Genomic DNA, 22,165 nt, shown 5'->3' with positions numbered 1-22,165 from the left:
ATTTTTTACAGTAAATCGTTAATTCCCAAAAATTATTTTGTTTCCATTTTTGCATAACAGCGAAGGCTGCCCCATCCCCAACGTCCTCCAGGCAGATGCTCTGTTCTGCATCTAGCATCTCCCAAAGAGTCCGTCAGCATGTGACAGCCTTTCTCTGAAATTTTCTATTTTCTCAGATATTATCGAAGGCCTAAGTCATCTTCCTTCTCAAAAGCACGATTCCGTTTTCCGGCTTTTTTACTGTAAATGCCAGATATCCTCATTGTACTGTTTAATTGTTCTGTCTGAGGAGAAGAATCCTGCCTTTGCAATGTTGATCAAAGCTTTTTTCTGCCATGCTTTCTGATCTTCATAGTCTGCATAGATTTTTTCCTTGGTCTCAATATACTCTCTGGTATCCAGAAGAGTCATGAACCAGTCTTTGCCTACCAGTTCTTTGTGAAGTCTTGTAAGGCTTTCCTTATCGCCGATAGCCAGCAGTTCTTTTCCTACGATAAAGTCTACCAGCTTATGGATCAGCTTATCTTTCTTGTAAATATCCTCTGAACAGTAAGCTTCTTCTGCATACAGATCGATGACTTCCTGTGGGCGTTTTCCGAAGATATAGATATTCTCATCTCCTACCAGGTCCCGGATTTCTACATTGGCTCCGTCTTCAGTTCCCAGAGTCAGGGCGCCGTTGAGCATGAACTTCATATTTCCTGTTCCGGAAGCTTCTTTAGATGCCAGAGAAATCTGCTCAGAAATGTCTGCTGCAGGAATTACCTTGGCAGCTTTAGAAACATTGTAATTCTCGATCATCAGCACACGGAAATATGGTTTCACCTCCGGATCATTTTCAATCAGGTCGTGGAGGCAGAGGATCAGGTGGATGATATCCTTTGCGATCACGTAAGCAGGAGCAGCCTTAGCTCCAAAAATCATGGTAATCGGAGTTTTCGGCTTATTTCCAGCTTTGATATCCAGATATTTATAAATGGCATACAGAGCGTTCATCTGCTGACGTTTGTACTCATGGAGACGTTTTACCTGAACGTCAAAGATAGAGTTTTCGTCCAGATCCATATCCTGGGTCTCTTTCATAAATTTCTTAAACTCCAGCTTTTTACCTACCTTGATCTGGGCCAGTTTCTCTAATACTTTCTCGTCATCTTTGTAAGCCAGCAATTTTTCCAGCTCATCTGCATTCTTCTTGAATCCAGGTCCGATAAGAGACTCAATATAGGCGCTCAGCTCTCTGTTGCAGTGGAGGAGCCAACGGCGGAAAGTAATGCCGTTTGTCTTGTTGTTAAACTTCTCCGGATAGATTTTGTAGAAGTTGTTCAGCTCTGTATTTTTCAGAATCTCTGTGTGAAGAGCTGCCACACCGTTTACAGAAAATCCATAGTGGATATCCATGTGGGCCATATGGACTCTCTCGTCTTCATCAATAATGTACACAGACTCGTCTGCATATTTCTCTCTTACTCTCTCATCCAGCTCTTTGATGATAGGAAGAAGGTGAGGAACCACTTCCTCCAGATAATCCATGGGCCATTTTTCCAGAGCTTCTGCCAGGATGGTGTGGTTTGTATAAGCGCAGGTCTTGCTCACAACTTCCACTGCTTCATCCATGGTAAATCCTTTTCCAGTAAGCAGACGGATCAGTTCAGGAATAACCATAGAAGGATGGGTGTCGTTAATCTGGATCACTACATGCTCGTTCAGTTTATGCAGGTCATAGCCTTTGTCCTCACACTCTTTCAGGATCAGCTGAGCCCCGCAGCTTACCATGAAATACTGCTGGTAGATACGCAGTTTGCGGCCTGCATCGTCAGAATCATCTGGATAGAGAAACAGGGTAAGGTTCTTCTGGATCTTTTCTTTATCGAAGTCAATGCTGTCTTCGGGTACCAGGCTTTCGTCAATGGTGTCCACATCAAAAAGATGGAGACGGTTGCATCCGGACTCATAACCTGGAACATCGATATCATATAAAACAGAGTTCAGGGTGAAATCCTTAAAAGGCACCTGGAAGGTCTCAGGCTGACGCACCAGCCAGCTCTCCTGGGTAAGCCATGGATTTTTCACTTCTTTCTGTTTATGGTCTTTAAACATCTGCTGGAACAGGCCAAAGTGGTAGTTCAGGCCGATGCCGTCTCCCGGAAGTCCCAGGGTAGCAATGGAATCCAGGAAGCAGGCTGCCAGACGGCCCAGTCCGCCGTTTCCTAAAGAAGGCTCCAGCTCCAGTTCTTCGATCTCGCACAGTTTCTGTCCGTGTTTTTCCAGAACTTTTTCCACTTCCTCATAGAGGCCCAGATTGATCAGATTGTTGGACAGCAGTTTTCCGATAAGAAATTCTGCGGAAATGTAATAGAGTTTTTTATTTCCCTGATTTTTTGGAAGCTTCTGTGTCTCCTCTTTTGTAAGGCTCATTAAAGCCTGAAAAAGCTCTGCCTGACTGCAGTTATCCAGATTTTTTCCGAATTTTTCATTTAACAGTGTCTGTAATCTTTTTTCCATGATATTTTCCTCCTGAAAATCTTTCCAAAGCTGTCGCATTAATCAAAATCGAGAACATTTATACATTTTATTGCTCAGTCTGCGCCGCTTTGAGCCTACGGTCTCAAAGCTATGCTCGACAAATTCGCATAAAATGTATAAATATTCCTGACATATGACTAATGTGACAGCCCCTTTTTATATGGGGTTACAGTTTCTTTTTGCTGTAGACTCTCTTATGAGCAGCTCCCCTTCAAAAATCTGCTTTTTGGGCTTTTCTTTGCCTTTGATCATGTTAAAAAGCAGATCCGCAGAAGCGGAGGCAATCTTTCCCACCGGCTGGCGGATAGTGGTAAGGCTGGGAATATAATAAGCCCCCATGTCCATACCGTCGAATCCCGCTACAGAGCAGTCTCCGGGAATATCCAGTCCGGCTTCTTTCAGGGCCCTGCAGGCTCCTATTGCCAGAGTATCCGAAGTTGCATATAAAGCCGTAAAGTCTCTTTTCTCCAGAAGCTTCTTGGCCATGCGGTAGCCTGTAGCAAAAGAATACCGGTCTTCTGTGGCATCCATATATGCCACCAGCTCCTCCCGAAATGGGATTCCATGTTCTTCAAGAGCCTTCTGATAGCCCATAAGTCTCAGTTTTCCGATACTCTCATCTTCTCTTGGTGCAGTAAGAAGGGCAATCTTCTCGTGCCCCAGGCCCAGAAGGTACTCTGTCATCTTCCGGCTTTCCAGAAAGTCATCTACAGATACAGTTCCAAAGCTCTGCTCCTGATCGCCATATGTACAGATGGTGCTGAGAACGCAGGGAATTCCCAGCTGTTGGATTTTTTCTCTGGGATGTGAAAAATTACCTCCCAGAAAGATCATGCCTCTGGGTTTTTTCTCCTTTGCCACATACAGGGCCACATCCAGCTCATTATCCTGTTCCTCCACATGCTGGAGGATACAGCTGTATCCTTTTTTCTCACATTCCCGCTCCAGGCCGCTTACCAGTTCTCCAAAAAAAGTATTTCCCAGACCCTTTACCAGTACCGCAATGGCTCTGGCATCCGAGCGCTTCAGATTTCTGGCGCTGTTATTTGGAATATAATTGGACTCTGCGATTACCCGCAGGATCATGTCCTTTGTTTCCTGGTTAATATCCGGGTGGTTATTCATGGCTCTGGATACGGTGCTTACGCCTACCCCGCATTTTTTTGCAATGTCTTTGATGGTCATTCCTGCCATTTAAAATCCCGCCTTTATAAAAACTCATCTTACAGCCTGCCGTAAAGCTTTGTCATATCATACATTCTTCCTGTGATCTCATGGGTGATCTGGCCTTTTAAAAGTCTCCACTTCCAGTTAATGCCCAGAGTAGAAGGCCGATTGATCCTTGCTTCTCCTCCCAGGCAGAGGAATTCCTGTATAGGGGTAATTGCCAGGTCAGCCACAGAAGCCATAGACATCCGGATGAAATCCCAGGGCATATCTTCTTTTCTGGTATACCGGTTGTTCAGATATCTCTCCGCCAGGAGCCTGTCCTCAGGAGCCATCTCGTCCAGCCATCCCAGGATCGTGTTATTATCATGAGTACCTGTGTATACCACACAGTTATGATCATAATTATGGGGCAGATAATCGCTTTCCTCTCTGGAGTCAAAAGCAAACTGCAGCACCTTCATTCCCGGATAATCTGTATCCTTTACTAACTGTCTTACACTGTCGGTAAGGTATCCCAGATCCTCTGCAATAATCGCCGTATCACCCATGGCTTCCTTCACTGCCTTAAACAGTTTCAGTCCAGGGCCTTTTTTCCATTCTCCAAACTCTGCTGTCTTATCACCGTAAGGGATGGCGTAATACTCGTCAAATCCCCGGAAGTGGTCTACCCGGACCACATCGTAAAGTTTATAGCAGTATTCCAGTCTCTGTATCCACCAGGCGAATCCTGTTTTCTCATGGTATTCCCAGTCATAGAGAGGATTTCCCCAGAGCTGTCCTGTAGCTGCAAAAGCGTCGGGGGGACAGCCGGCCACAGCTGTAGGCGTGCATTCCTCGTCAAACTGGAAAAGTTCCGGATTTGCCCATGCATCGGCACTGTCAAAAGCTACATAAATGGGAATATCTCCGATGATGCGGATTCCCTGGTCATTGGCATATTTTTTCAGTTTTGTCCACTGTTTTGCGAACTCATACTGCTGAAAACGGATAAACTGGATCTCATCTTTCAGCTCTTCTCTCTTCTCTTCCAGGATCTCAGGAACTCTTCTCTTCAGCCCGTCAGGCCATTCACTCCAGCTGATGCCGCCCAGGCTGTTTTTAATCCCCATGTAGAGGGCGTAATCTTCCAGCCACTCCTTGTTTTCTTCTGTAAATCTTTCAAAATCCTCTCCAGGCGCAAAGCGTTCAAAAGCTTTCCGAAGAATCTTAAATCTGGAAAAATATATCTTCTCGTAATCGATAAATTCTGCATTATCTCCAAAGTCACAGGCATCACATTCCTGCTTTGCGAGCAGCCCCTCTTCAATAAGAGTTTCTAAATCAATAAAATACGGATTTCCTGCAAAGGTAGAAAAAGACTGATAAGGAGAATCCCCGTATCCTGTAGGTCCTAATGGAAGAATCTGCCAGTTCTTCTGTCCCCCTGCTTTTAACTGATCCACAAATTCATAGGCTTCCCTGGAAAAACAGCCAATCCCGTAATTAGATGGAAGACTGGCCACTGGAAGCAGCACACCGCTTTCTCTCATGATCCCTCTCCTTTTCGTATCTGGCGAACCCACAGATTTGCAGATAAACCGCAATGAGATATGAGTGGGTCCGGTTTCTGGTAACGGTATCGGTAACGTTTCCGATACTTTCTATGGTTAATCTAACACAGGTTGCGAAAAGATGCAAGTAGGTAATGTTTAACAAATTTTATGCCGGGAATTTGGTCGATATGACTGAATAGATTCTATTCCCGTCCGTTTCTCCGATTAACAATAGCCAGGAGACGGAAAAGCTGTGTAAGAGACACCGCCAGAGCCGCCACATAGGTAAGGGCCGCAGCAGTAAGTACTTTTCTGGCTCCTGAAAGCTCTTCTTCTGTTAAAATATGGGCATTCTCAATAGCCCTGAGTGCTCTCCTGCTGGCGTCAAACTCTACCGGAAGAGTGATCACCTGGAACAAAGTTGAAAGTCCAAAGCAGAACACTCCAAGATAAGCCATTTTTCCCATTTCTGAACCCTGTCCCGCAAAGAGCAGGCCTATGAGGATCAGAGGAAGGGCCAGGCGGGAGCCGATATTGGTCACTGGTATAATGGCATTTCGGATCTTAATAGGCAGATATCCCCGGGCATACTGAATGGCGTGGCCCGCCTCATGGGCTGCCACGCCGATAGCTGCCGTGGACGTCTGGTCACAGACACTATCCGAAAGCCGTATAACATTGATCCTGGGGTCATAGTGGTCGGTAAGACTTCCTCCTGTCCTTTCTATCTGTACCTGATACACCTCCTCAGCTTCCAGAACTCTCCTGGCCGCCTGACTTCCGGAAAGCCCTGACCTGGAAATCTGAGAAGAATATTTCTGAAATGTACTGCTGACTCTTGCACTGGCCCATATGGCAAAAATCACTGCAGGCAGTACCCAGAGAATGTAATAATAGTCGAAGAACATAGCGTGATTCCTTTCCGATGTATAATCGGTAATAGTATGTTCTCCTGAGGTCATTATCATTCCCGGATTCAAAAAAAGTTTTCTGGAAGGAATTTCACAGAAATCAGAGGAGTCGATTATATCTGGCAAATCATGCTCACTGGCTTGCCCAGCATCATAAACTTACAAGAATTCTATTGCTAAGATGTCAACTGTACAATAGACTCCAGAGTACCGCTCATTTTGCGTTTTTTGAATTTTTGGCCGCAGGATTTGCCTCTAGACTACCTCTCATCTTGCAATTCTTAGATTCCCGGTGGTAGTTACCGGATACAAAAGTAAACCTGCCTATTTATCTTCGGATAAGTTAAGGATAAACTGCCACCAGGAATACAAAAACCCCCTCGGACTGCCATCCGGGGGGCTTCATTTGATTATACCGTTATTTTCCTAGCCTCATGTTCTGCTGCAACTTCTTCCGGGGTCTTCTCTCTCAGTCTTGCAGCTCCATGGTAATCTTTTGTAGGGATCAGGTCTCCCTTTGCCAGATTTTCTTTTGCCTCTTTAATGGCCTCTGTATACTGGGGCAGCCATTTTTCCTGAGCTACCAGCATCTCGTCGATCATCTGCCAGATTTCCGGCGGATTGCACACTGCTCCTGTGAGAGGATCCATCATAGCAGCCTGTTTCAGAAGCTTTACATCACCATGGACAGCAGCCTCTACTGCCAGTTTCTGTACCCAGATGGACTGAGAGCACACTGCTGCACAGCCTAGTGGAAGGTCGCCTACCTTTGGCACGCTGATTCCGTTTCCATCTACATAACAGGGAACTTCTACTACTGATTCATAAGGCAGGTTGGTAATGCAGCCTTCATTCATCATGTTAAAATGTCCACGGTACATTCTTCCTGTTTCCAGAGATTCTATAATGTAAGAGCAGTGCTCCTTGCCCCTCTCGGAACCGTCCAGTTTCTTAGGTTCTTCCTTCAAAATCCTTGGATAGTCTGTCTCAAACCAGTTTCTTTCCTCTCGGGTAACCCGCAGGTATCCTCCTGTTTCTCCGTTAATCCAGTTATCCAGATTGATCCAGTCTTTAATTTCATCCGGACGTTTCCGATACCAGGCTACATACTCAGAAAGGTGTCCGTTAGATTCTGTGGAATAATAGCCAAAACGCTTCAGCATATCAATCCTTACCTTTTCCTCTTCCCGGAATTTCTCATGGTTTTCAAATCCTTCCAGAAGTTTTGGAATCATATCTTCTCCATGATGTTTCACAGAAATATACCAGGTCTGATGGTTGATGCCTGCACAGATAATATCCAGCTCTTCTCTGGGAATTCCAAGGACCTCGGCAATCTGCATTTCTCCATGGATTTCTCCATGGCACAGACCAATAGTCTTTACTCCGCCATATTTATTGCAGGCCCAGGTAGCCATAGCGTTAGGATTGGAATAGTTCAGCATAATCGCTCCCGGTTCTGCCACTTCCCGGATATCTTTGCAGAAGTTCAGCATTTCTGCGATAACTCTCTGTCCATACATGATGCCTCCTGTGCACAGAGTATCTCCCACGCACTGGTCTACACCGTATTTCAGAGGAATCTCAATATCCGTCTCAAAGGCCTCCAGTCCTCCGATACGGACGCAGTTTACGATATACCTGGCGTCTCGGAATGCCTCTCTTCTGTCAGTAGTGGCGAAAATTTTCACTGGAATTCCATTGGCATCCAGGTCCCTCTGGCACAGGGCTCTGGTCTTTTCCAGATTGTCTTCGTTAATGTCAGTAAATGCCACCTCAATATTGTGGAATTCCGGAACCGACATAATATCCGTAAATAAAGTTCTGGCAAAAACCAGGCTTCCTGCTCCGATAAATGCAACTTTAAAGCTCATAATAAACCTCCCGTTTCTTTTGTTTTGTCCATTATAACTTCTGGTCTTTTTCTATGTGCAACCTATTGACCTGTTTCTTCTAAAATGCAATATATTGCCGCATTTAATTTTTTGTGCTACACTGATAGAAACATCAGTCCCAGCCTGGCTCCTGAAGTTTCAAGCTGCCGGAGCTGTAAGCAGGAGGTTTTTCATTATGTCAGAAATTAAAGCTCTCTTTGGCGATATCACCGCTTTCTATGCCCTTTCCCTCCCCGAATTCCATATGTCTCCCCATTCTCACAGCAGTTTTGAGATTATGTATGTAACCGCAGGCAGCTGTACCATCCTATGCGGGGAAGAAGTATATCAGGTAACTCCCAACCATTTTGTCTTTATCGGCGCCAGGCTTCCGCACAGGCTGGAAATCCTGCCGGAACGCCCCTGCTCTATTCTAAATCTGGAATTCAGTTTTTCCTCTGAAAGGGGAAGTCTGCAGTTATCGGAACTCCTTGGTAAATCCAGGGATTTTCAGGAGTTTTGGAAGAAAATGCCGTCTTACTGCTGCGGCGGAGATATGCGGAACCTGGGATATTCCCTAAAGGATCTGATCTCTCATCTCCAGAAGGCTCCTGACAGTTCTGACGACTATCTCCTCTATCTCCTTTACTCCAGAACAATGACAGAATTGGCCTATTCCGTAATTCATGGAAAAGAAAACACCGGGCTCTATTATCTGAAAAAAGCCTGCGGCTATATTGACCAGAACATCCACGAAACCATACGGGTTCCGGAGCTGGCTGCCTATACAGGAATCAACAAGTCCTATCTCCAGTCTCTTTTCTCCAAAATTCTCGGATGCAGTATTATAGAATATGTAAACAAAAAGCGGATGGAAGAGGCTGCTTTTCTCCTGACCAACAGTTCTATGAGTATAACGGACATTGCCTTTTCCGTAGGCTATAACAGCCGGCAGCATTTTGCTCATACTTTCGAAAAGTTTTATGGGACCGGCCCTCTGTCCTACCGGCAACTCCATGCCAGAAAGCTGACCGCAGATACAGGAAAAGAACAGTACATTCTGGAAAATACCGGAACTTCTTATCAAAAACTAATGGAATAGCTTCTCTAAGCTGAAAGTTCACAGAATTTTCACTTGTTTTATTCGCTATAGGTGTTATAATATACTTGTAACAAGAAAACAGTACTTGACAAACCTATTTGTATAACCCATTGCAAATTTGAAGGCTGTCGGGCAATCAGATTTTTGGAGGAAAAGTCAAATGAATACTTTAAAAGCTGAAAAAAGAGACATGTCCATCAAAGCCAAAAGATTAAGAAGAGAGGGATACGTTACCGGTAATGTATTTGGTAAAGAGATTAAAGGCTCTATCCCTATTAAACTTGAGAAATCCGCAGTAGACCGGCTGTTGAAGATCCACCGGAGAGGAAGCCAGGTAATGCTGGATGTAGACGGTGAGTCTATGGATGTACTGCTTAAAGAGATTAACTTTAACCCTCTGAAAGGGCAGGTTGATGAAATTGATTTCCAGGCCCTGGTAAAAGGCGAAAAAGTACAGTCCGTTGCTGAAGTTATTCTGGAAAATCATGACAAAGTTGCCAGCGGAGTCCTTCAGCTCCTTCTGGAAGAAGTTCCTTACAGAGCCCTGCCTGGAGACCTGATAGAAAAGGTTATGGTAGATGTGGGAAATCTGAAAGTCGGCGATTCTATTAAAGTCGGCGACTTGGATATGGCCAAGAATGAAAAAGTTGATCTGCTTATTGATCCTGAAACCATTATTGTTACCGTATCCGAATCCAGAAATGCAGTTGAAGAAGATACGGGCGAGGAGGCAGAAGGCGGAGAGGCGTAAGCCTCTTTCCGCCATTCACCTTTCCTCTTTCCATGCCTTGATCTCCTCCAGACGCTCCTTTACTTTCTTCTCTTCTCCCTGGGTTGTAGGCCGGTAGTAAACTCTGTCTTTCAGGCTGTCCGGCATACACTGCATATGAGTCAGTTTTTCTTCTGTATTATGGGCGTATTCATATCCCTTTCCGTAATCCAGCTCTTTCATCAGTCTGGTAGGCGCATTTCTAAGAATCAGAGGCACCGGCTCCGCCTTCTTATTTTTCACATCTGTTTTACAGGCTTCACAGGCTTTATACAGCGCGTTGGATTTCGGCGCCATAGACAGATACACCACTGCATGGGTCAGGTGCACGTCACACTCCGGCATTCCCAGAAAATGACAGGCCTGATAAACAGACACTGCCAAAGGCAGGGCGTGGCTGTCTGCCATTCCAATGTCTTCGCTGGCAAAGCGGATCAGGCGTCTGGCAATATACAGAGGATTCTCTCCACCTTCCAGCATCCGGCACATCCAGTAAACCGCCGCATCCGGGTCGCTGTTTCTCATTGATTTATGAAGAGCGGAAATCATATTATAATGTTCTTCCCCAGTCTTATCATAAAGAAGGGACCTGCGGCTGACGCACTGTTCCAGGCCTTCATCTGTAACCCGGATTCCTTCAGGACTGAGCTCACCGTTTAACACTGCCATTTCTAATGTATTCAAAGCCGTCCTGGCATCTCCGTTGGCAAATTCCGCTATAGCCCTAAGCTGGTCTTCGCTGATCTGTACATTCTGATTTCCAAATCCTTTAGGGCTCTCCAGGGCATGGTTTAAAAGTTTCAACAGGTCCTTTACCTCCAGGGCCTTCAGCACAAAAACCTTGCACCTGGAAAGAAGCGCAGAATTCACCTCAAAAGAAGGATTCTCTGTGGTAGCTCCGATGAGGATAATGCTTCCTTTTTCCACAAACGGGAGAAAAGCATCCTGCTGGGCTTTATTAAAACGATGGATCTCGTCTACAAAAAGCACCGTCCGCTGCCCCATCCTTCTGGCAAGCTCCGCCTGGTTCATAACCTCCCGGATTTCCTTGATACCGCTGGTCACTGCACTGAAATTAATAAACTGGGCCTTTGTCCTTCCCGCAATAATGCTGGCCAGAGTAGTTTTTCCCACCCCCGGAGGCCCCCAGAAGATCATGGAAGAAATCTGGTCCTTTTCAATCAGCTGCCGGAGGATCTTCCCTTTTCCCAGCAGGTGCTCCTGCCCTGCAAAATCTTCCAGGGAATCGGGACGCAGCCTGGTGGCAAGGGGCGCAGATTGCCCTCTGTCGTCAAATAATGACATCTGTTCCATTTCATACACCTCACTTTTCCCCTATCCAGATGAACGCTTTTCTTTCCTGGAAGCAGGGGAATCCTGTCTTTTATTATAGCACAATCTTTGCTTTTTCTGTGGCATATGACGGAATCTTTGGCCGCCGTCTCCTGTTTTTTATTGAAAAACCTTATTGAACCGCTAAAATGAAAGACTTATAATGAGGAATGGCAGCGTCGGTGTACACTGACGCTAAAAAGATAGGAGGAAGATATCCATGGAAGAACAAAAGACACAAAAGACTCCTGCTCCACAAAATACGTTCCTTGAATGTGAACGTGACATTGTTTTTATTTTGATGATGCTGACTGCCGGATATTTCGGAGCCTTTACCTATTCTATACGAGGGGGCGTATTCTGTAACGCACAGACAGGAAACTTCGTGCTCCTGGCAATGGCCCTGGGAAACGGTCAGTGGCTCCACGCCTTATATTTCTTTATTCCCATTACTGCATACTGTGTGGGAACCATGCTCTCTGAAGTTCTGCCTGGCTATGTAAAGAAAAGCCGGCTGATACGATGGGATACCCTGCTGGTAGTTATAGAAATCGCTGTAGTGATCTTCCTGGGTTTTCTGCCGGAAAGCGCTCCAGTACAGATTACCCAGATTCTGATCAACTTCATCTGCTCTATGCAGTACAATACCTTCCGCCAGGCGGAAGGTATCCCAATGGCCACCACCTTCTGCACCAATCACATAAGGCAGGTGGGTATCGCTATTACAAAATCTATACGTCATCCCCAGGAACGGCTTTCCCATCTGCGAAGGCTGCGGACTCACACCGTAATGCTGGTTTCCTTTGTCCTGGGAGGTGTAGCCTCTACTTTTCTCTGCCGTTTCTTTCTGGGAAAGGCCATCTGGTTTTCTCTTATACCTCTCGCTATTGCCCTGGCAGACCTGCTCTATGCAGATCTGGTAAAGGAAAAAGGACGGCTGGACCAGATCCCACGGGGACACTGACTAAAAAGTCTGTGTCCTCTTTTCTACTTTTTTGAACAGTCTTTTCAGCACCACCACAGCTGCAATAGCCAGGATCACTTCTGCGGTAAACTGGGCATAGGCCAGACCGTACAAAGGCATCAGCCAGTTCAGAATAAACAGAGCCGGGATTTCCAGGGCGATCTTCCTGAGGATTGCAAAAAGAAGAGCTTCTTTTCCCATTCCCACAGCCTGAAAAACGCCTACTGCCATAAAGTCTACTGCCAGGAAAGGCAGGCCCAGACAAAATCCTCTGAGGAATCTGCTGCCATAGGCAATTACATTTTCATCTCCGATAAACATCCCCACTACTGTCTCGGAGCCTATAAAGAACAGGGCAGCCACCAGGACGAGGAATATAAGAGCTGTTTTCATAGAAAACTTAATAGTATCCTTCATTCGTTTGCTGTCTCCGCTGGCGTAGTTATAGCTTACCAGCGGCATGATCCCCTGGGAAAGCCCCATGGAAATATTCATAGGAACTGTATTGACTTTCTGGCTGATTCCCATAGCCGCTATGGCATCTGCTCCATAAGAGGCAGTAAAATTATTCAGGATCGTCATACCCGTAACATTCAGAAGATTCTGTATAGAAGCAGGAATCCCTACGATAAACACATTAGAGACCACTCTCCTTTCCAGGGTGAACTTTCTGGGAGAGATACTGATAAATGTTTCCTTCTTCTTAACAGCCAGAAAAACAAAAAAGTAAATGCAGGCCGCACAGTTAGAAAGAAAAGTTGCACATCCGGCCCCTTCCGCTCCCATATCCAGTCCCCATGGAAGTATGAAAATCGGATCCAGGATAATATTCAGAAAGCAGCCGCTCATGGTACCGATGCTGGCATGCATAGCCGCCCCTTCTGAGCGCACCAGATAAGCCATTACAACGTTCAGGATTGCCGGAGCCGCTCCCAGGCTTACCGTCCAGTTAATATATCCATTGGTAGCATTTATCGTTGTGCTGTCCGCTCCCAAAAGCTGCAGCAGCGGTCCTCTGAAAACTGTACAGAGGATAGAAAATACAAGTCCGAAAAATAAAGCCCCGTAAAACCCAAAAGCAGAGGCTTTCCCTACAGTTTCATAATCTTTTTTCCCCAGGGACCGGCTCATCAGGCTGGAGCTTCCTACCCCGAAAAGATTATTGACTGCATTGAAGGCAAGAAGCAGCGGCCCTGCCAGAGCCACTGCTGCGTTTTCAATTGGGTCATTGAGCATTCCCACAAAAAAAGTATCTGCCAAGTTGTACAATACCATGACCAAAGAACTTAATATGGTGGGCACTGCCAAAGTGGCTACTGCCTTTTTTATAGGATAATCCTCAAATATTTTTTCTTTCTGTGTCTTTTCCATTTTTCTTTATCCTTCTTTCTATATTTATCTCCACCATCTGGACCAATAGTCCCACCAGGAAGAACCACTGCTGCTGTTTCCACTGCTGTCTCCGCTGCTGTCGTCCTCCTCTTCCTGTCCGCTGTTCCAGCCTGGGAACAGGGAGCGTCTATGCTCTGTGCAGGTTTCCTGCGGCATATTGTCCTGGTCAAAGTATTCGTACACACGGGTACAGCCCCTGCCTGCCAAAAGGCCTGAGTCTGCACAGACTGCAGCTCTTTCAACTGTGGATGGCTGTTCAAAATCCTTATTCGGAAGGTCCTCATGTATACGGTTCATTACGTTTCGCCACAAAGTGCGATGGAATGTCCGGTGGGATTCCGCCAGTTCCTGGGGTTCGTCATATCCTGCCCAGATAGCTGCTGTATAATAAGGCGTATATCCGGCAAACGTCAGATCCCGGTAGTCATTGGCAGTCCCTGTTTTCCCTGCCACATGCATGTCTTCCAGCTGGAACCCTGTACCTGTACCTTCAGAGACCACATCTTCCATAGCGCTGGTAAGCAGAAAGGCTGTGCTTTCCTTAAACACGCGCTGTCCCTGAGGCTTATTACTCAGAAGTACATTTCCTTCCTGGTCCGTAACCTCAGTATAGAAAACCGGCTCCATATAGGTGCCTCCGTTGGCAATGGCCCCATATGCTGCAGTCAGTTCCAGGTTGCTGACACCATTGGTGATGCCTCCCAGTGCCAGAGGCTGGATCACGTCCAATTCTTCGTCCAGATTAGAAAATCCAAGCTGCTGCAGATATTCAAATCCTTTCTCCGGGGTAATATCCGTAAGGACCTTTACCGCAGGTATATTGTAAGAACTGCGGATAGCCTGACGGACAGACACAGAGCCGTGATACCGATTGTCTGAATTCCGAATAGGCGTGCCGTCTTCATAGGAATATTCCTCATCCTCAATATGTGCAGCCAGGGTAATCTCCCCCAAATCCAGTGCCGGCCCATAAGCCGCCAGTATTTTAAAAGCAGAGCCGGGCTGACGGTAAGTATCAGATGCCCGGTTCAAAGTCAGGCTGGCCTTCTTTTCTCCCCGGCCTCCTACAATTCCTCTTACATATCCGGTACTCTGGTCTATAACTGTCATAGCAGCCTGAGGCTGAGGAACAAACTCTGTTCTTTCTGCTGCGATCTTGTCTCCTTCTTCCAGTACGGCTTCCTTATACCGGTCAATGTATCTCTGTGCTTCCTCCTGTGTGTCGAAAAGATCCGGGACAACCTCTCCTCCATTCTCAAAATAAGCTGTCAGCATTTCCCTACTGTAGTTTTCCTTGCTGCCGTCTGAATGTTCCACTGTCAAAGCCCAGTCCAATCCAAACCGTACATAGTCGGGGTAATTATCTTCGTCCTCAAATTCTTCTTCCATGATATCCTGGATTTCCGTGTCCTGGGTGCTGTATATCCGGAGACCGCCGCTGTATATGGCATTGGCAGCCTGGGTCTCCGTATAACCTTTCTCTTCTACCAGATCTTCCTGTACCTGGCTGATCAGCTCGTCGATGAAATAGGAATAGGTGCTTCCCTGGGGCTGATTTTCACTGTTCTGGGCAATTCTGGCATAAACATCATCCCCCAAAGCTTCTTCCTGTTCCTCCTTGGTAATCCATCCCTGCTCCAGCATATAATTCAGCACTGTCTCCCTGCGCTGGGCATTTCCCTCCGGGTTCTGTCTGGGGTCCCATCTGGTAGGATTCTGGGGGGTTGCCGCCAGCACTGCACATTCTGACAGAGTCAGGTCATTGCTGTCCTTGCCAAAATAGGTCTGGGCTGCTGTCTGTATCCCATAAGCCCCTGAACCAAAGTTGACCGTATTCAGATATTCCTCCAGAATAACGCTTTTGGCGTCCAGCCCCTGGTCCGTAAGATATTCTTCCAGGTCCACAGCAAGCTGCTGTTCCTGGATCTTACGCCGTACTGACTGGAAAAAAGTCTCGTCTGTCCAGTCTGTAAACACATTGTTTTTAATAAGCTGCTGGGTAATGGTGCTGGCTCCTTCTGTCTCCTGAAATCCAGAAGTCAGAGTTACCACTGCTGCCCGGAGGATTCCCTGAGGGTCGATTCCATGGTGCTCATAGAATCTGGAATCCTCAATAGCTACAATGGCATGCTGCATATCCTCCGGTATATCCTCAATAGATACATGTATTCGATTGCTCTGGGCCTCGTTGAGCTGCTGTATCTGGTCTCCATCTGCATCATAAACAAAAGATGCATATTTTGTCGGCCCTATATTTATCTCTGAAACATCGGGGGTATCTGCCACAATCTTTCCGTAAACTCCCAGTCCCAGGCATATCCCAATAAAGCCCGCTGCCAGAAGGCTGAGAAAAACCGTTTTTACAGCAAAAACTATTTTTTTCCTTCTCTTAAGGCCAGGCTCCTTTGGAAGCTGGTCCAGTTTCTGAAGTACACTTTTTTCCCCATAGTGCTGGTTTAAGTTCATTAGAACCTCCCCTTATACTGCAAATGAGTTTTATGGTAACAACCGTAGTATAGCATAAGTTTTCCAGGATTCTGTGAAAAATTCAGGAATATTTTCTGATCAGCCAGAAATAACTCGCCGCCAGGAGTACCGCTGCGCCTGTCCACGCACTGATCTCCGCATAAAAGATCCCGTTCTGGCCGATAAAGAGAGGCAGGAGCAGCGCTGCGCCTACGCGCATAAAAAATTCTACGATCCCGCTGGCCATAGGAACAACCGTATTTCCCAATCCCTGGATGGCGGAACGGAAAACATAAAGCATATACAGGACCACCAGGAATACTGCCATAAGGAACAGATAATGGTAGGCAATATCCAGCACCTGTGCCGTCTCCTCCGGGCTTCCGGAGACAAACAGAGAAAGTATCTTCCTTCCTCCGGCGACCATCACCGCCCCCACAGCCAGGGCCGTAAATACCGCCATTATGCCTCCGCTTTTCACTCCAGACTTGATCCTGGCAATGTTTCCCGCTCCCAGGTTCTGCCCCACATAGGTAGTGATCGCATAACCGTAGGAGATAGCTGCCAGTTCCAGAACTCCATAAAGCTTATTAGCTGCGGTAAATCCTGCCACAAAAAGAAAACCATAGCCGTTTACCACATACTGTACCACCATACCTCCCACAGATATAATAGTATTCTGAAAAGCCAGGGGTGCGCCCAAACCGGCCAGCTGCCTGAAAATAGCCTGTTCCGGCCTAAAGTCTTCCCTGGAAACCTTTACTATATCAATCTTTCTGAGCACTATAAAACAATAGAGAGCCGAAAAACCCTGAGCGATCACCGTGGCTCCTGCCGCCCCCGCCACTCCCCAGCGGAAACCTCCTACAAAAAGAAGATCCAGCCCCACATTGATCGTTGCCGCAACGATCATGGCGATCAGGGGAGAACGTCCGTTTCCGAGAGCGCGTAAGATTGAGGCGAAAGTATTATAAGCTGCAATCACCGGAATTCCGCAGAAAATAATTCGTATATAAGTTACAGACATATCCATGACATCTGCAGGGGTATTGAGAAAACGCAGAAGAGGATAAGCGCCTGCCTGGCTGACTGCCAGAACAGCCACAGCGATCACCGCCATCATGGTATAGCTGGCAGCCACGGTTTCTTTCAGCCGTTTTCCATTCCCCGCCCCGTAATTCTGCGACACCAGTATAGAAAAGCCCTGGGCGCTTCCAGTAACGATCCCCTGGACCATCCAGATGATCCAGTCTGCCGCTCCCACTGCCGCCAGAGCTCTTACCCCTACGATCTGTCCCACTACCATGGCGTCTACCGTGGTGTAAAACTGTTGAAAAATATTCGCCGCCATCAAAGGCAGGGCAAAAAAAAGAATCAGCTTCCCCGGGGAGCCCGAGGTCATATTTTTTATATTTCCAGACATTGCGCACACCCTCACACATTTTTCTTTTGCTGTATATAGTGACATTATAGCGAAAGGATATCAAAAAAACAATGGCTGCCTCCTCTGTTATATATCTTGCAAAGAATTCTGCCCCATCTTCTCTCCGTAGTTTTGTGCCTATTATCTTTTGGGAATAGAAAATAAGCAGGAAATCGATCTGTCCGGTCTGTCTGCGGAAGAAATCGATGCCCTGCTGAATCTTATCAAAGCTATGAAACATCATTAAAAAAGCCCCCCATTACGCAGCCGGGAGCAAAATTCCTCTCCCGGCTGCGCCAATCGGGGCACCTTCTATAAACTATACAATCAAATCATTCTACATCTTTCAGTGCTTCCAGGTTTTCTTCTCCTGTCCGCACTTTTACTACCTGCTGCACATTATATACAAAGATCTTTCCATCTCCCACATGACCGGTGTAAAGAGTTTTCTTGGCAGTCTCGATCACCTTGCTGACAGGAATGTTTCCTACAATGACCTCCACCGCACAAAAAAATGCATCACAGATTTTATCTGCAATGCACATCTTTGTACCTTTTAAATTTATGATAGTAAAAGAAAAGCGCCTCGGAAAAATTTCCGACGCGCCTTTGCTTTTATGGGTTATAGTCTACCCCTGTTTTTTTGATCTGTCAAGATTAAATTTTTATTTTTCCGGTCTAATGCGGATTTCTCCTGCTCTGAGCAATTCTCTGTTTCCGTCCTCATATTCTACCAGCAGCCGACAGTCTTTATCAATCTCCAGGGCTCTGGCCCCTTTCTCTCCCTCAGGAGTCAGGATCTGTATCCGCTTTCCCAAAACCATGCTCCGCTTCCTGTACTCCTCAGCATATTCCCCAATTTCTTCTTTTGTATATATATCCATCAGCCGGTTTAAGAAGCCTGCCGCCAACTGATTCTTCCCATCACTTTTTCTCTCCTGGAATACCGATCCCGCAGTCTCTCTAAGTTCCTGTGGAAATCCTTTTTCCGGCGGATAGACATTAATGCCGATTCCCAAGAGCACATATTCCAGGCTGCCATTTTCCAGACTGACTGAGGCCTCGGTAAGAATACCGCTGACTTTCTTTCCGTCTATATAAATATCATTGACCCATTTAATCTGAGGACTTCTGTGAGAAACTTTTTCTATAGCCTCACAGGCTGCCACTGCAGCCATTGTAGTAAACTTCACTGCCTGAGCGGGCCCGCAGTCTTTCGGTCTGAGAAGGAGACTCAGATAGATTCCCGTATCCGCCGGAGAATAAAAGCTGCGCCCTGTTCTTCCTTTTCCCCTGGTCTGGGCTCCTGCTACCACCGCATATCCTTCCCCTTTTCCCTGGGCTACCTTTTCCCTCAGATAATCATTGGTTGAACCTATATCTGGCAGTATTTCCAGCTCTATATAGGAATGTTCGGGATTTAAATATTTTTCTACGCCCTGAATTGAAAGAATATCCGTAGATACAGAAAGACTGTAGCCTTTATTCTGGACTGCCTGGATTTCATAGCCTTCTTTTCTCAGACTGTTTACAGCTTTCCACACTGCAGTCCTGGAAACAGCAAGCCTGGCGGCAAGCTCCTCTCCGGAAAAAAACTTACCTTTGTCTGCCTCAAAAAGTGCCAGAAGCTTTTCTTTTGTTCCCATAACGTCCCCTCCAGATCAAGAATGTTAATAGAATTATATCATAATTTACGCTGCGCTCCCACTCCCGGAGTTCTTCCTCCCGCAGGCCCGTTCAAATTCTTTCAGTTTTTCTTTTGCCGTCCGGCTCACATGCTGAGGCACCTGGATTTCTATCCGGGCATATTGGTCTCCTTTTATGGACGGATTCTTCATAGAAACGATTCCTTTGCCCTTCAGGCGGATCTTGGTTCCTGACTGAGTACCCTCCTGAATCTTACACACTACATTTCCATAAATAGTAGGCACAATTGCCTCACCGCCCAGCACAGCAGTGCTGAAGGGGATTTTTACTGTGGTGTAGATATCCAGGCCTTTTCTCTCATATCCCGGTTTTTCTTCTACTGTTACCTTAAGGAGCAGATCCCCTGCTTCTCCCCCGTTGGAACCAGACATTCCCTTTCCTCTAAGCCGGATACTCTTGCCGGTTTCTATGCCTGCCGGAATCCGGACTTCCAGTGAATGGGTACGGCCTGTAGATGGTTCCTGCAGGCTGAGGACCTTTTTGCACCCGAAAGCGGCTTCCTCAAAGCTGATATTCACAGAAGCGGTCATATCCGCCCCCTTCTGAGAACGCTGTCCGCTGAAGCCGCCACCATAACTTCCTCTGAAGCCTCTGCTGCCAAAATCTCCGCCGAAATCATGACTGCTGAAGCCTCCGAAGCCGCCGCCATAACCATTTCCGGAAAAGCCACTGCTTCCGCCCTGGAACATATCGCCGAAAATATTTTTGAGAATGTCATCCATATCTTTGGGGTCTCCCTGAAAATGATATTCCCGGTAGTTTCCATCTGGTCCGCCATAACTGTAGGCCCCTGAGGCTCCCGGTCCATTTCCTGATGCCCCTCCGTCAAAAGCAGCATGGCCAAACTGGTCATATAGTTTTCTCTTTTTGTCATCGCTTAACACATTGTATGCCTCTGTAATCTCCTTAAACTTCTCTTCGGCTTTGGGATTTCCGGCATTTGTATCAGGATGATATTTTTTTGCCAGTTTCCGGTAAGCCTTTTTTATCTCATTAGCGTCTGCACTTCTGCTAATGCCTAAAACCTCATAATAATCTCTCTTTTTATCCATTATAACCACCCTCTGTTATAAGAAACGCCTCCCCTTTGAGCAGAAGTCCAAAAGGGAAGCGCAAAATTAAAATGTTGCTGTTTTGAAAAGCCTCTCTGACAGACTGTTTTTTGTTCTATTTGTAATATAACACTCATATCTGGCTATGTCAAGGCAGTTTCATATTTTTATTTTATGTTTATAGCTTCTTATTTCTCTTCTATGCTATACTGATAATATCATGATAAAGGAGGGTATCTGTTCTATGACCCTGGACGAAATTCTTAGCGGAGAATCTAAAAATATTGAATACAAGGTTGAACTTCCAAAGAAAAGCGAAAAATACATGAAAACTGTTATTGCCTTCGCAAATACCAGCGGCGGTAATCTGATCATAGGTGTAGACGATAAAACAGGAGAAGTTACAGGTGTAGATGAAAAATCTGTTTTCCAGATTATGGACAGTATTGCCGATGCTGTCGCTGACAGCTGTGAGCCTCAGATTATACCTGATATTTCTTTTCAAAGTATCAATGATAAATGTATTGTGGTCGTCACTATCTATCCAGGAATGCACCGTCCTTATTATCTCAAGAATCAGGGAAAGCAGCATGGAACTTACATCCGCCTCGGCGCTACATCCCGCCCGGCGGACAGCACCAAAATCCGAGAATTGGAAATCGAGGGCAGCAGCTTTTAAGTTGGAAAGTTTTAAAGAAAAACGGCTCTGATCTTTTGGCTACCAATGCATTTGCATTACTGACCGGAAAATATTTTCCCTTTGCCAAAATTCAATGTGCTTTATTTAAAGGAACAGAAAGGGATTTCTTTATAGATAAGAAAGAATATGATGGCTGTCTGTATGAACAGATAGAAAATGCCTATCAATTTGTTCTCCGTCATATTAATTTGGGGGCTGAAATCAACGGTCTGGTCCGGAAAGACACCTATGAACTTCCCGTAACTGCTATCCGGGAAATGAGCGTCAATGCCGTATGTCATCGTAACTATATGGATAATTCCTGCATACAGGTCGCTGTCTACGATGACCGGATAGAGGTTACCTCTCCCGGTATGCTTTATGGCGGACTTACACTGGAAGAGGCCGTCAGTGGCCGTTCTAAAATACGGAATCGGATTATTGCGGATATATTCAGCCGTATGGAGATCATAGAGGAATGGGGGACAGGAATCCGGAGGATTCTTCATCGCGCATAAGAATATGGCCTTCCTGAACCTGAGTTTATGGAAATCGGAGATACCTTCCGAGTAAATTTATTTAAAAAAGCCGATAAAAAAGCCGATAAAAAGCCAATAAAAACCGGTAAAAAAGCCGATAAAATCTTTCTTCGGCAGCGGCTTATCTTAGATTATATTGAAGAAAACGGCTTCATTACAAACAAGGAGGCACGGGAAATTTTGGGATTAGCAGATTCCACAACTAAACGTTTTCTGAAATATATGGTGGAAACCAATTTATTACTGGAAAAAGGCCAACGGAAAAGCCGGAAGTATATCAGAAAATCTGTCTTCTTTCTCAAAGCATATTTTTCACATTTTTCTCTATTTTTTCCAAAGTCTTATACAAGTTCTCCATCTCTTCCTCTTCAAGCTCTCCCCAGAGGACCTGGTCCAGCCAGGCAAATTGTTTCTGCACCTGTGCTGCCTTTTCTTTTCCCTCCAAAGTCAGATGTATCAGGTGAGCTCTTCTGCTGGATGGATTTACCTTCCTCTCTATAAGTCCTGCCTTCTCCATTTTATCCAGGGTCCGGGACATAGTAGTCACATCAAACATACAGGCGTCTGCCAGCTCTCTCTGGCTCATCTCTCCCTGCTCCAGAAGGCAGTTCAGGATTCTGGGCTGCCCCTCTCCCACAGTCAGCCCCAGTTCCAGAAATCTGGGCCGCATCAGCTGTCTTCTTTCCAGATCTAATCTGTGAAGTATCTTTCTCACACTGTTTTTTTCCAT

At 46.0% G+C, this 22,165-nt stretch carries 17 protein-coding genes and 2 pseudogenes; 6 read left to right on the top strand and 13 right to left on the bottom strand.

The window, feature by feature from the left end; translation table 11 throughout:
• Window positions 1–237: 237 nt before the first annotated feature.
• From B5G33_RS09120 to B5G33_RS09100, 5 genes are all read right to left on the bottom strand, one after another.
• A complete protein-coding gene (locus B5G33_RS09120; RefSeq protein WP_087270935.1) occupies window positions 238–2,502 on the bottom strand; it encodes a glycogen/starch/alpha-glucan phosphorylase in 2,265 nt (754 codons plus the stop codon).
• Window positions 2,503–2,679: 177 nt separating this feature from the next.
• The gene (locus B5G33_RS09115; RefSeq protein ID WP_087417422.1) at window positions 2,680–3,717 is read right to left on the bottom strand and encodes a LacI family DNA-binding transcriptional regulator; all 1,038 of its coding nucleotides are present in this window, start codon (window positions 3,715–3,717) and stop codon (window positions 2,680–2,682) included.
• A 29-nt stretch (window positions 3,718–3,746) separates the two neighbouring features.
• Entirely contained in the window at window positions 3,747–5,222 is a 1,476-nt protein-coding gene (malQ, locus tag B5G33_RS09110) for a 4-alpha-glucanotransferase (RefSeq protein ID WP_087417421.1), read from the bottom strand.
• Window positions 5,223–5,428: 206 nt separating this feature from the next.
• Window positions 5,429–6,187 carry a zinc metallopeptidase gene (locus B5G33_RS09105; RefSeq protein WP_242971314.1) on the bottom strand — a complete coding sequence of 253 codons (759 nt, stop codon included), beginning with the start codon at window positions 6,185–6,187 and terminating at the stop codon, window positions 5,429–5,431.
• Between the two features lie 359 nt (window positions 6,188–6,546).
• Window positions 6,547–8,010, bottom strand: coding sequence for an alpha-glucosidase/alpha-galactosidase (locus tag B5G33_RS09100; RefSeq protein WP_087417420.1), 1,464 nt, complete (start codon window positions 8,008–8,010; stop codon window positions 6,547–6,549).
• 196 nt (window positions 8,011–8,206) lie between these two features.
• On the opposite strand from B5G33_RS09100, the gene B5G33_RS09095 reads away from it, so the two are divergent.
• Together B5G33_RS09095 and B5G33_RS09090 are read left to right on the top strand one after the other, a co-directional pair.
• A complete protein-coding gene (locus tag B5G33_RS09095) occupies window positions 8,207–9,112 on the top strand; it encodes an AraC family transcriptional regulator (RefSeq protein ID WP_087270923.1) in 906 nt (301 codons plus the stop codon).
• A gap of 160 nt (window positions 9,113–9,272) precedes the next feature.
• On the top strand, window positions 9,273–9,863 hold the full coding sequence (locus B5G33_RS09090; protein ID WP_087270920.1) for a 50S ribosomal protein L25: 591 nt from the start codon (window positions 9,273–9,275) through the stop codon (window positions 9,861–9,863).
• 15 nt (window positions 9,864–9,878) lie between these two features.
• Here the strand turns inward: B5G33_RS09090 and B5G33_RS09085 are convergent, their stop codons facing one another.
• Window positions 9,879–11,195: a replication-associated recombination protein A gene (locus B5G33_RS09085; RefSeq protein ID WP_087417445.1), complete on the bottom strand. Its 1,317-nt coding sequence runs from the start codon at window positions 11,193–11,195 to the stop codon at window positions 9,879–9,881.
• Window positions 11,196–11,433: 238 nt separating this feature from the next.
• Between B5G33_RS09085 and B5G33_RS09080 the strand changes: the two genes are divergently transcribed.
• Window positions 11,434–12,177: a YoaK family protein gene (locus tag B5G33_RS09080; protein ID WP_087270917.1), complete on the top strand. Its 744-nt coding sequence runs from the start codon at window positions 11,434–11,436 to the stop codon at window positions 12,175–12,177.
• Here B5G33_RS09080 and B5G33_RS09075 read toward each other — a convergent pair whose 3' ends face one another.
• The 6 genes and pseudogenes from B5G33_RS09075 to B5G33_RS09050 all read right to left on the bottom strand — a co-directional run bounded on the left by B5G33_RS09075 (window position 12,178) and on the right by B5G33_RS09050 (window position 20,217).
• Window positions 12,178–13,548 (bottom strand): MATE family efflux transporter, encoded by a 1,371-nt coding sequence (locus tag B5G33_RS09075; RefSeq protein WP_087417419.1) that lies wholly within the window; start codon window positions 13,546–13,548, stop codon window positions 12,178–12,180.
• Window positions 13,549–13,572: 24 nt separating this feature from the next.
• The gene (locus B5G33_RS09070) at window positions 13,573–16,035 is read right to left on the bottom strand and encodes a transglycosylase domain-containing protein (RefSeq protein ID WP_087417418.1); all 2,463 of its coding nucleotides are present in this window, start codon (window positions 16,033–16,035) and stop codon (window positions 13,573–13,575) included.
• A gap of 82 nt (window positions 16,036–16,117) precedes the next feature.
• The gene (locus B5G33_RS09065) at window positions 16,118–17,458 is read right to left on the bottom strand and encodes an MATE family efflux transporter (RefSeq protein WP_087271008.1); all 1,341 of its coding nucleotides are present in this window, start codon (window positions 17,456–17,458) and stop codon (window positions 16,118–16,120) included.
• 332 nt (window positions 17,459–17,790) lie between these two features.
• Window positions 17,791–17,961, bottom strand: a pseudogene (locus B5G33_RS09060) (P-II family nitrogen regulator); the annotation flags it as partial.
• Between the two features lie 162 nt (window positions 17,962–18,123).
• Window positions 18,124–19,104 (bottom strand): biotin--[acetyl-CoA-carboxylase] ligase, encoded by a 981-nt coding sequence (locus B5G33_RS09055; RefSeq protein WP_087417416.1) that lies wholly within the window; start codon window positions 19,102–19,104, stop codon window positions 18,124–18,126.
• Between the two features lie 45 nt (window positions 19,105–19,149).
• Complete coding sequence (locus B5G33_RS09050) at window positions 19,150–20,217, bottom strand: DnaJ C-terminal domain-containing protein (protein ID WP_087417415.1); 1,068 nt, start codon at window positions 20,215–20,217, stop codon at window positions 19,150–19,152.
• Window positions 20,218–20,461: 244 nt separating this feature from the next.
• On the opposite strand from B5G33_RS09050, the gene B5G33_RS09045 reads away from it, so the two are divergent.
• The 3 genes and pseudogenes from B5G33_RS09045 to B5G33_RS22740 all read left to right on the top strand — a co-directional run.
• Window positions 20,462–20,896, top strand: coding sequence for an AlbA family DNA-binding domain-containing protein (locus B5G33_RS09045; protein WP_087270901.1), 435 nt, complete (start codon window positions 20,462–20,464; stop codon window positions 20,894–20,896).
• A 35-nt stretch (window positions 20,897–20,931) separates the two neighbouring features.
• Window positions 20,932–21,414 (top strand): ATP-binding protein, encoded by a 483-nt coding sequence (locus B5G33_RS21900; protein WP_242974616.1) that lies wholly within the window; start codon window positions 20,932–20,934, stop codon window positions 21,412–21,414.
• A 27-nt stretch (window positions 21,415–21,441) separates the two neighbouring features.
• A pseudogene (locus tag B5G33_RS22740) lies at window positions 21,442–21,612 on the top strand (hypothetical protein); the annotation flags it as partial.
• A gap of 121 nt (window positions 21,613–21,733) precedes the next feature.
• Here B5G33_RS22740 and B5G33_RS09035 read toward each other — a convergent pair.
• A complete protein-coding gene (locus B5G33_RS09035) occupies window positions 21,734–22,165 on the bottom strand; it encodes a MarR family winged helix-turn-helix transcriptional regulator (protein ID WP_087270898.1) in 432 nt (143 codons plus the stop codon).

Source organism: Blautia sp. An81 (genome assembly GCF_002161285.1).
GTDB classification, from domain to species: Bacteria; Bacillota; Clostridia; order Lachnospirales; family Lachnospiraceae; genus Blautia; species Blautia ornithocaccae.
Note: the sequence above shows the minus strand (reverse complement) of the source record. Positions and strands in the feature narration are given on the sequence as shown.

Excerpts from the sequence above, each read along its gene's own strand:
- B5G33_RS09120 (WP_087270935.1), bottom strand. The coding sequence starts at position 2,502 with ATGGAAAAAAGATTACAGACACTGTTAAATGAAAAATTCGGAAAAAAT.
- B5G33_RS09115 (WP_087417422.1), bottom strand. The coding sequence starts at position 3,717 with ATGGCAGGAATGACCATCAAAGACATTGCAAAAAAATGCGGGGTAGGC.
- malQ (WP_087417421.1), bottom strand. The coding sequence starts at position 5,222 with ATGAGAGAAAGCGGTGTGCTGCTTCCAGTGGCCAGTCTTCCATCTAAT.
- B5G33_RS09105 (WP_242971314.1), bottom strand. The coding sequence starts at position 6,187 with ATGACCTCAGGAGAACATACTATTACCGATTATACATCGGAAAGGAAT.
- B5G33_RS09100 (WP_087417420.1), bottom strand. The coding sequence starts at position 8,010 with ATGAGCTTTAAAGTTGCATTTATCGGAGCAGGAAGCCTGGTTTTTGCC.
- B5G33_RS09095 (WP_087270923.1), top strand. The coding sequence starts at position 8,207 with ATGTCAGAAATTAAAGCTCTCTTTGGCGATATCACCGCTTTCTATGCC.
- B5G33_RS09090 (WP_087270920.1), top strand. The coding sequence starts at position 9,273 with ATGAATACTTTAAAAGCTGAAAAAAGAGACATGTCCATCAAAGCCAAA.
- B5G33_RS09085 (WP_087417445.1), bottom strand. The coding sequence starts at position 11,195 with ATGGAACAGATGTCATTATTTGACGACAGAGGGCAATCTGCGCCCCTT.
- B5G33_RS09080 (WP_087270917.1), top strand. The coding sequence starts at position 11,434 with ATGGAAGAACAAAAGACACAAAAGACTCCTGCTCCACAAAATACGTTC.
- B5G33_RS09075 (WP_087417419.1), bottom strand. The coding sequence starts at position 13,548 with ATGGAAAAGACACAGAAAGAAAAAATATTTGAGGATTATCCTATAAAA.
- B5G33_RS09070 (WP_087417418.1), bottom strand. The coding sequence starts at position 16,035 with ATGAACTTAAACCAGCACTATGGGGAAAAAAGTGTACTTCAGAAACTG.
- B5G33_RS09065 (WP_087271008.1), bottom strand. The coding sequence starts at position 17,458 with ATGTCTGGAAATATAAAAAATATGACCTCGGGCTCCCCGGGGAAGCTG.
- B5G33_RS09055 (WP_087417416.1), bottom strand. The coding sequence starts at position 19,104 with ATGGGAACAAAAGAAAAGCTTCTGGCACTTTTTGAGGCAGACAAAGGT.
- B5G33_RS09050 (WP_087417415.1), bottom strand. The coding sequence starts at position 20,217 with ATGGATAAAAAGAGAGATTATTATGAGGTTTTAGGCATTAGCAGAAGT.
- B5G33_RS09045 (WP_087270901.1), top strand. The coding sequence starts at position 20,462 with ATGACCCTGGACGAAATTCTTAGCGGAGAATCTAAAAATATTGAATAC.
- B5G33_RS09035 (WP_087270898.1), bottom strand. The coding sequence starts at position 22,165 with ATGGAAAAAAACAGTGTGAGAAAGATACTTCACAGATTAGATCTGGAA.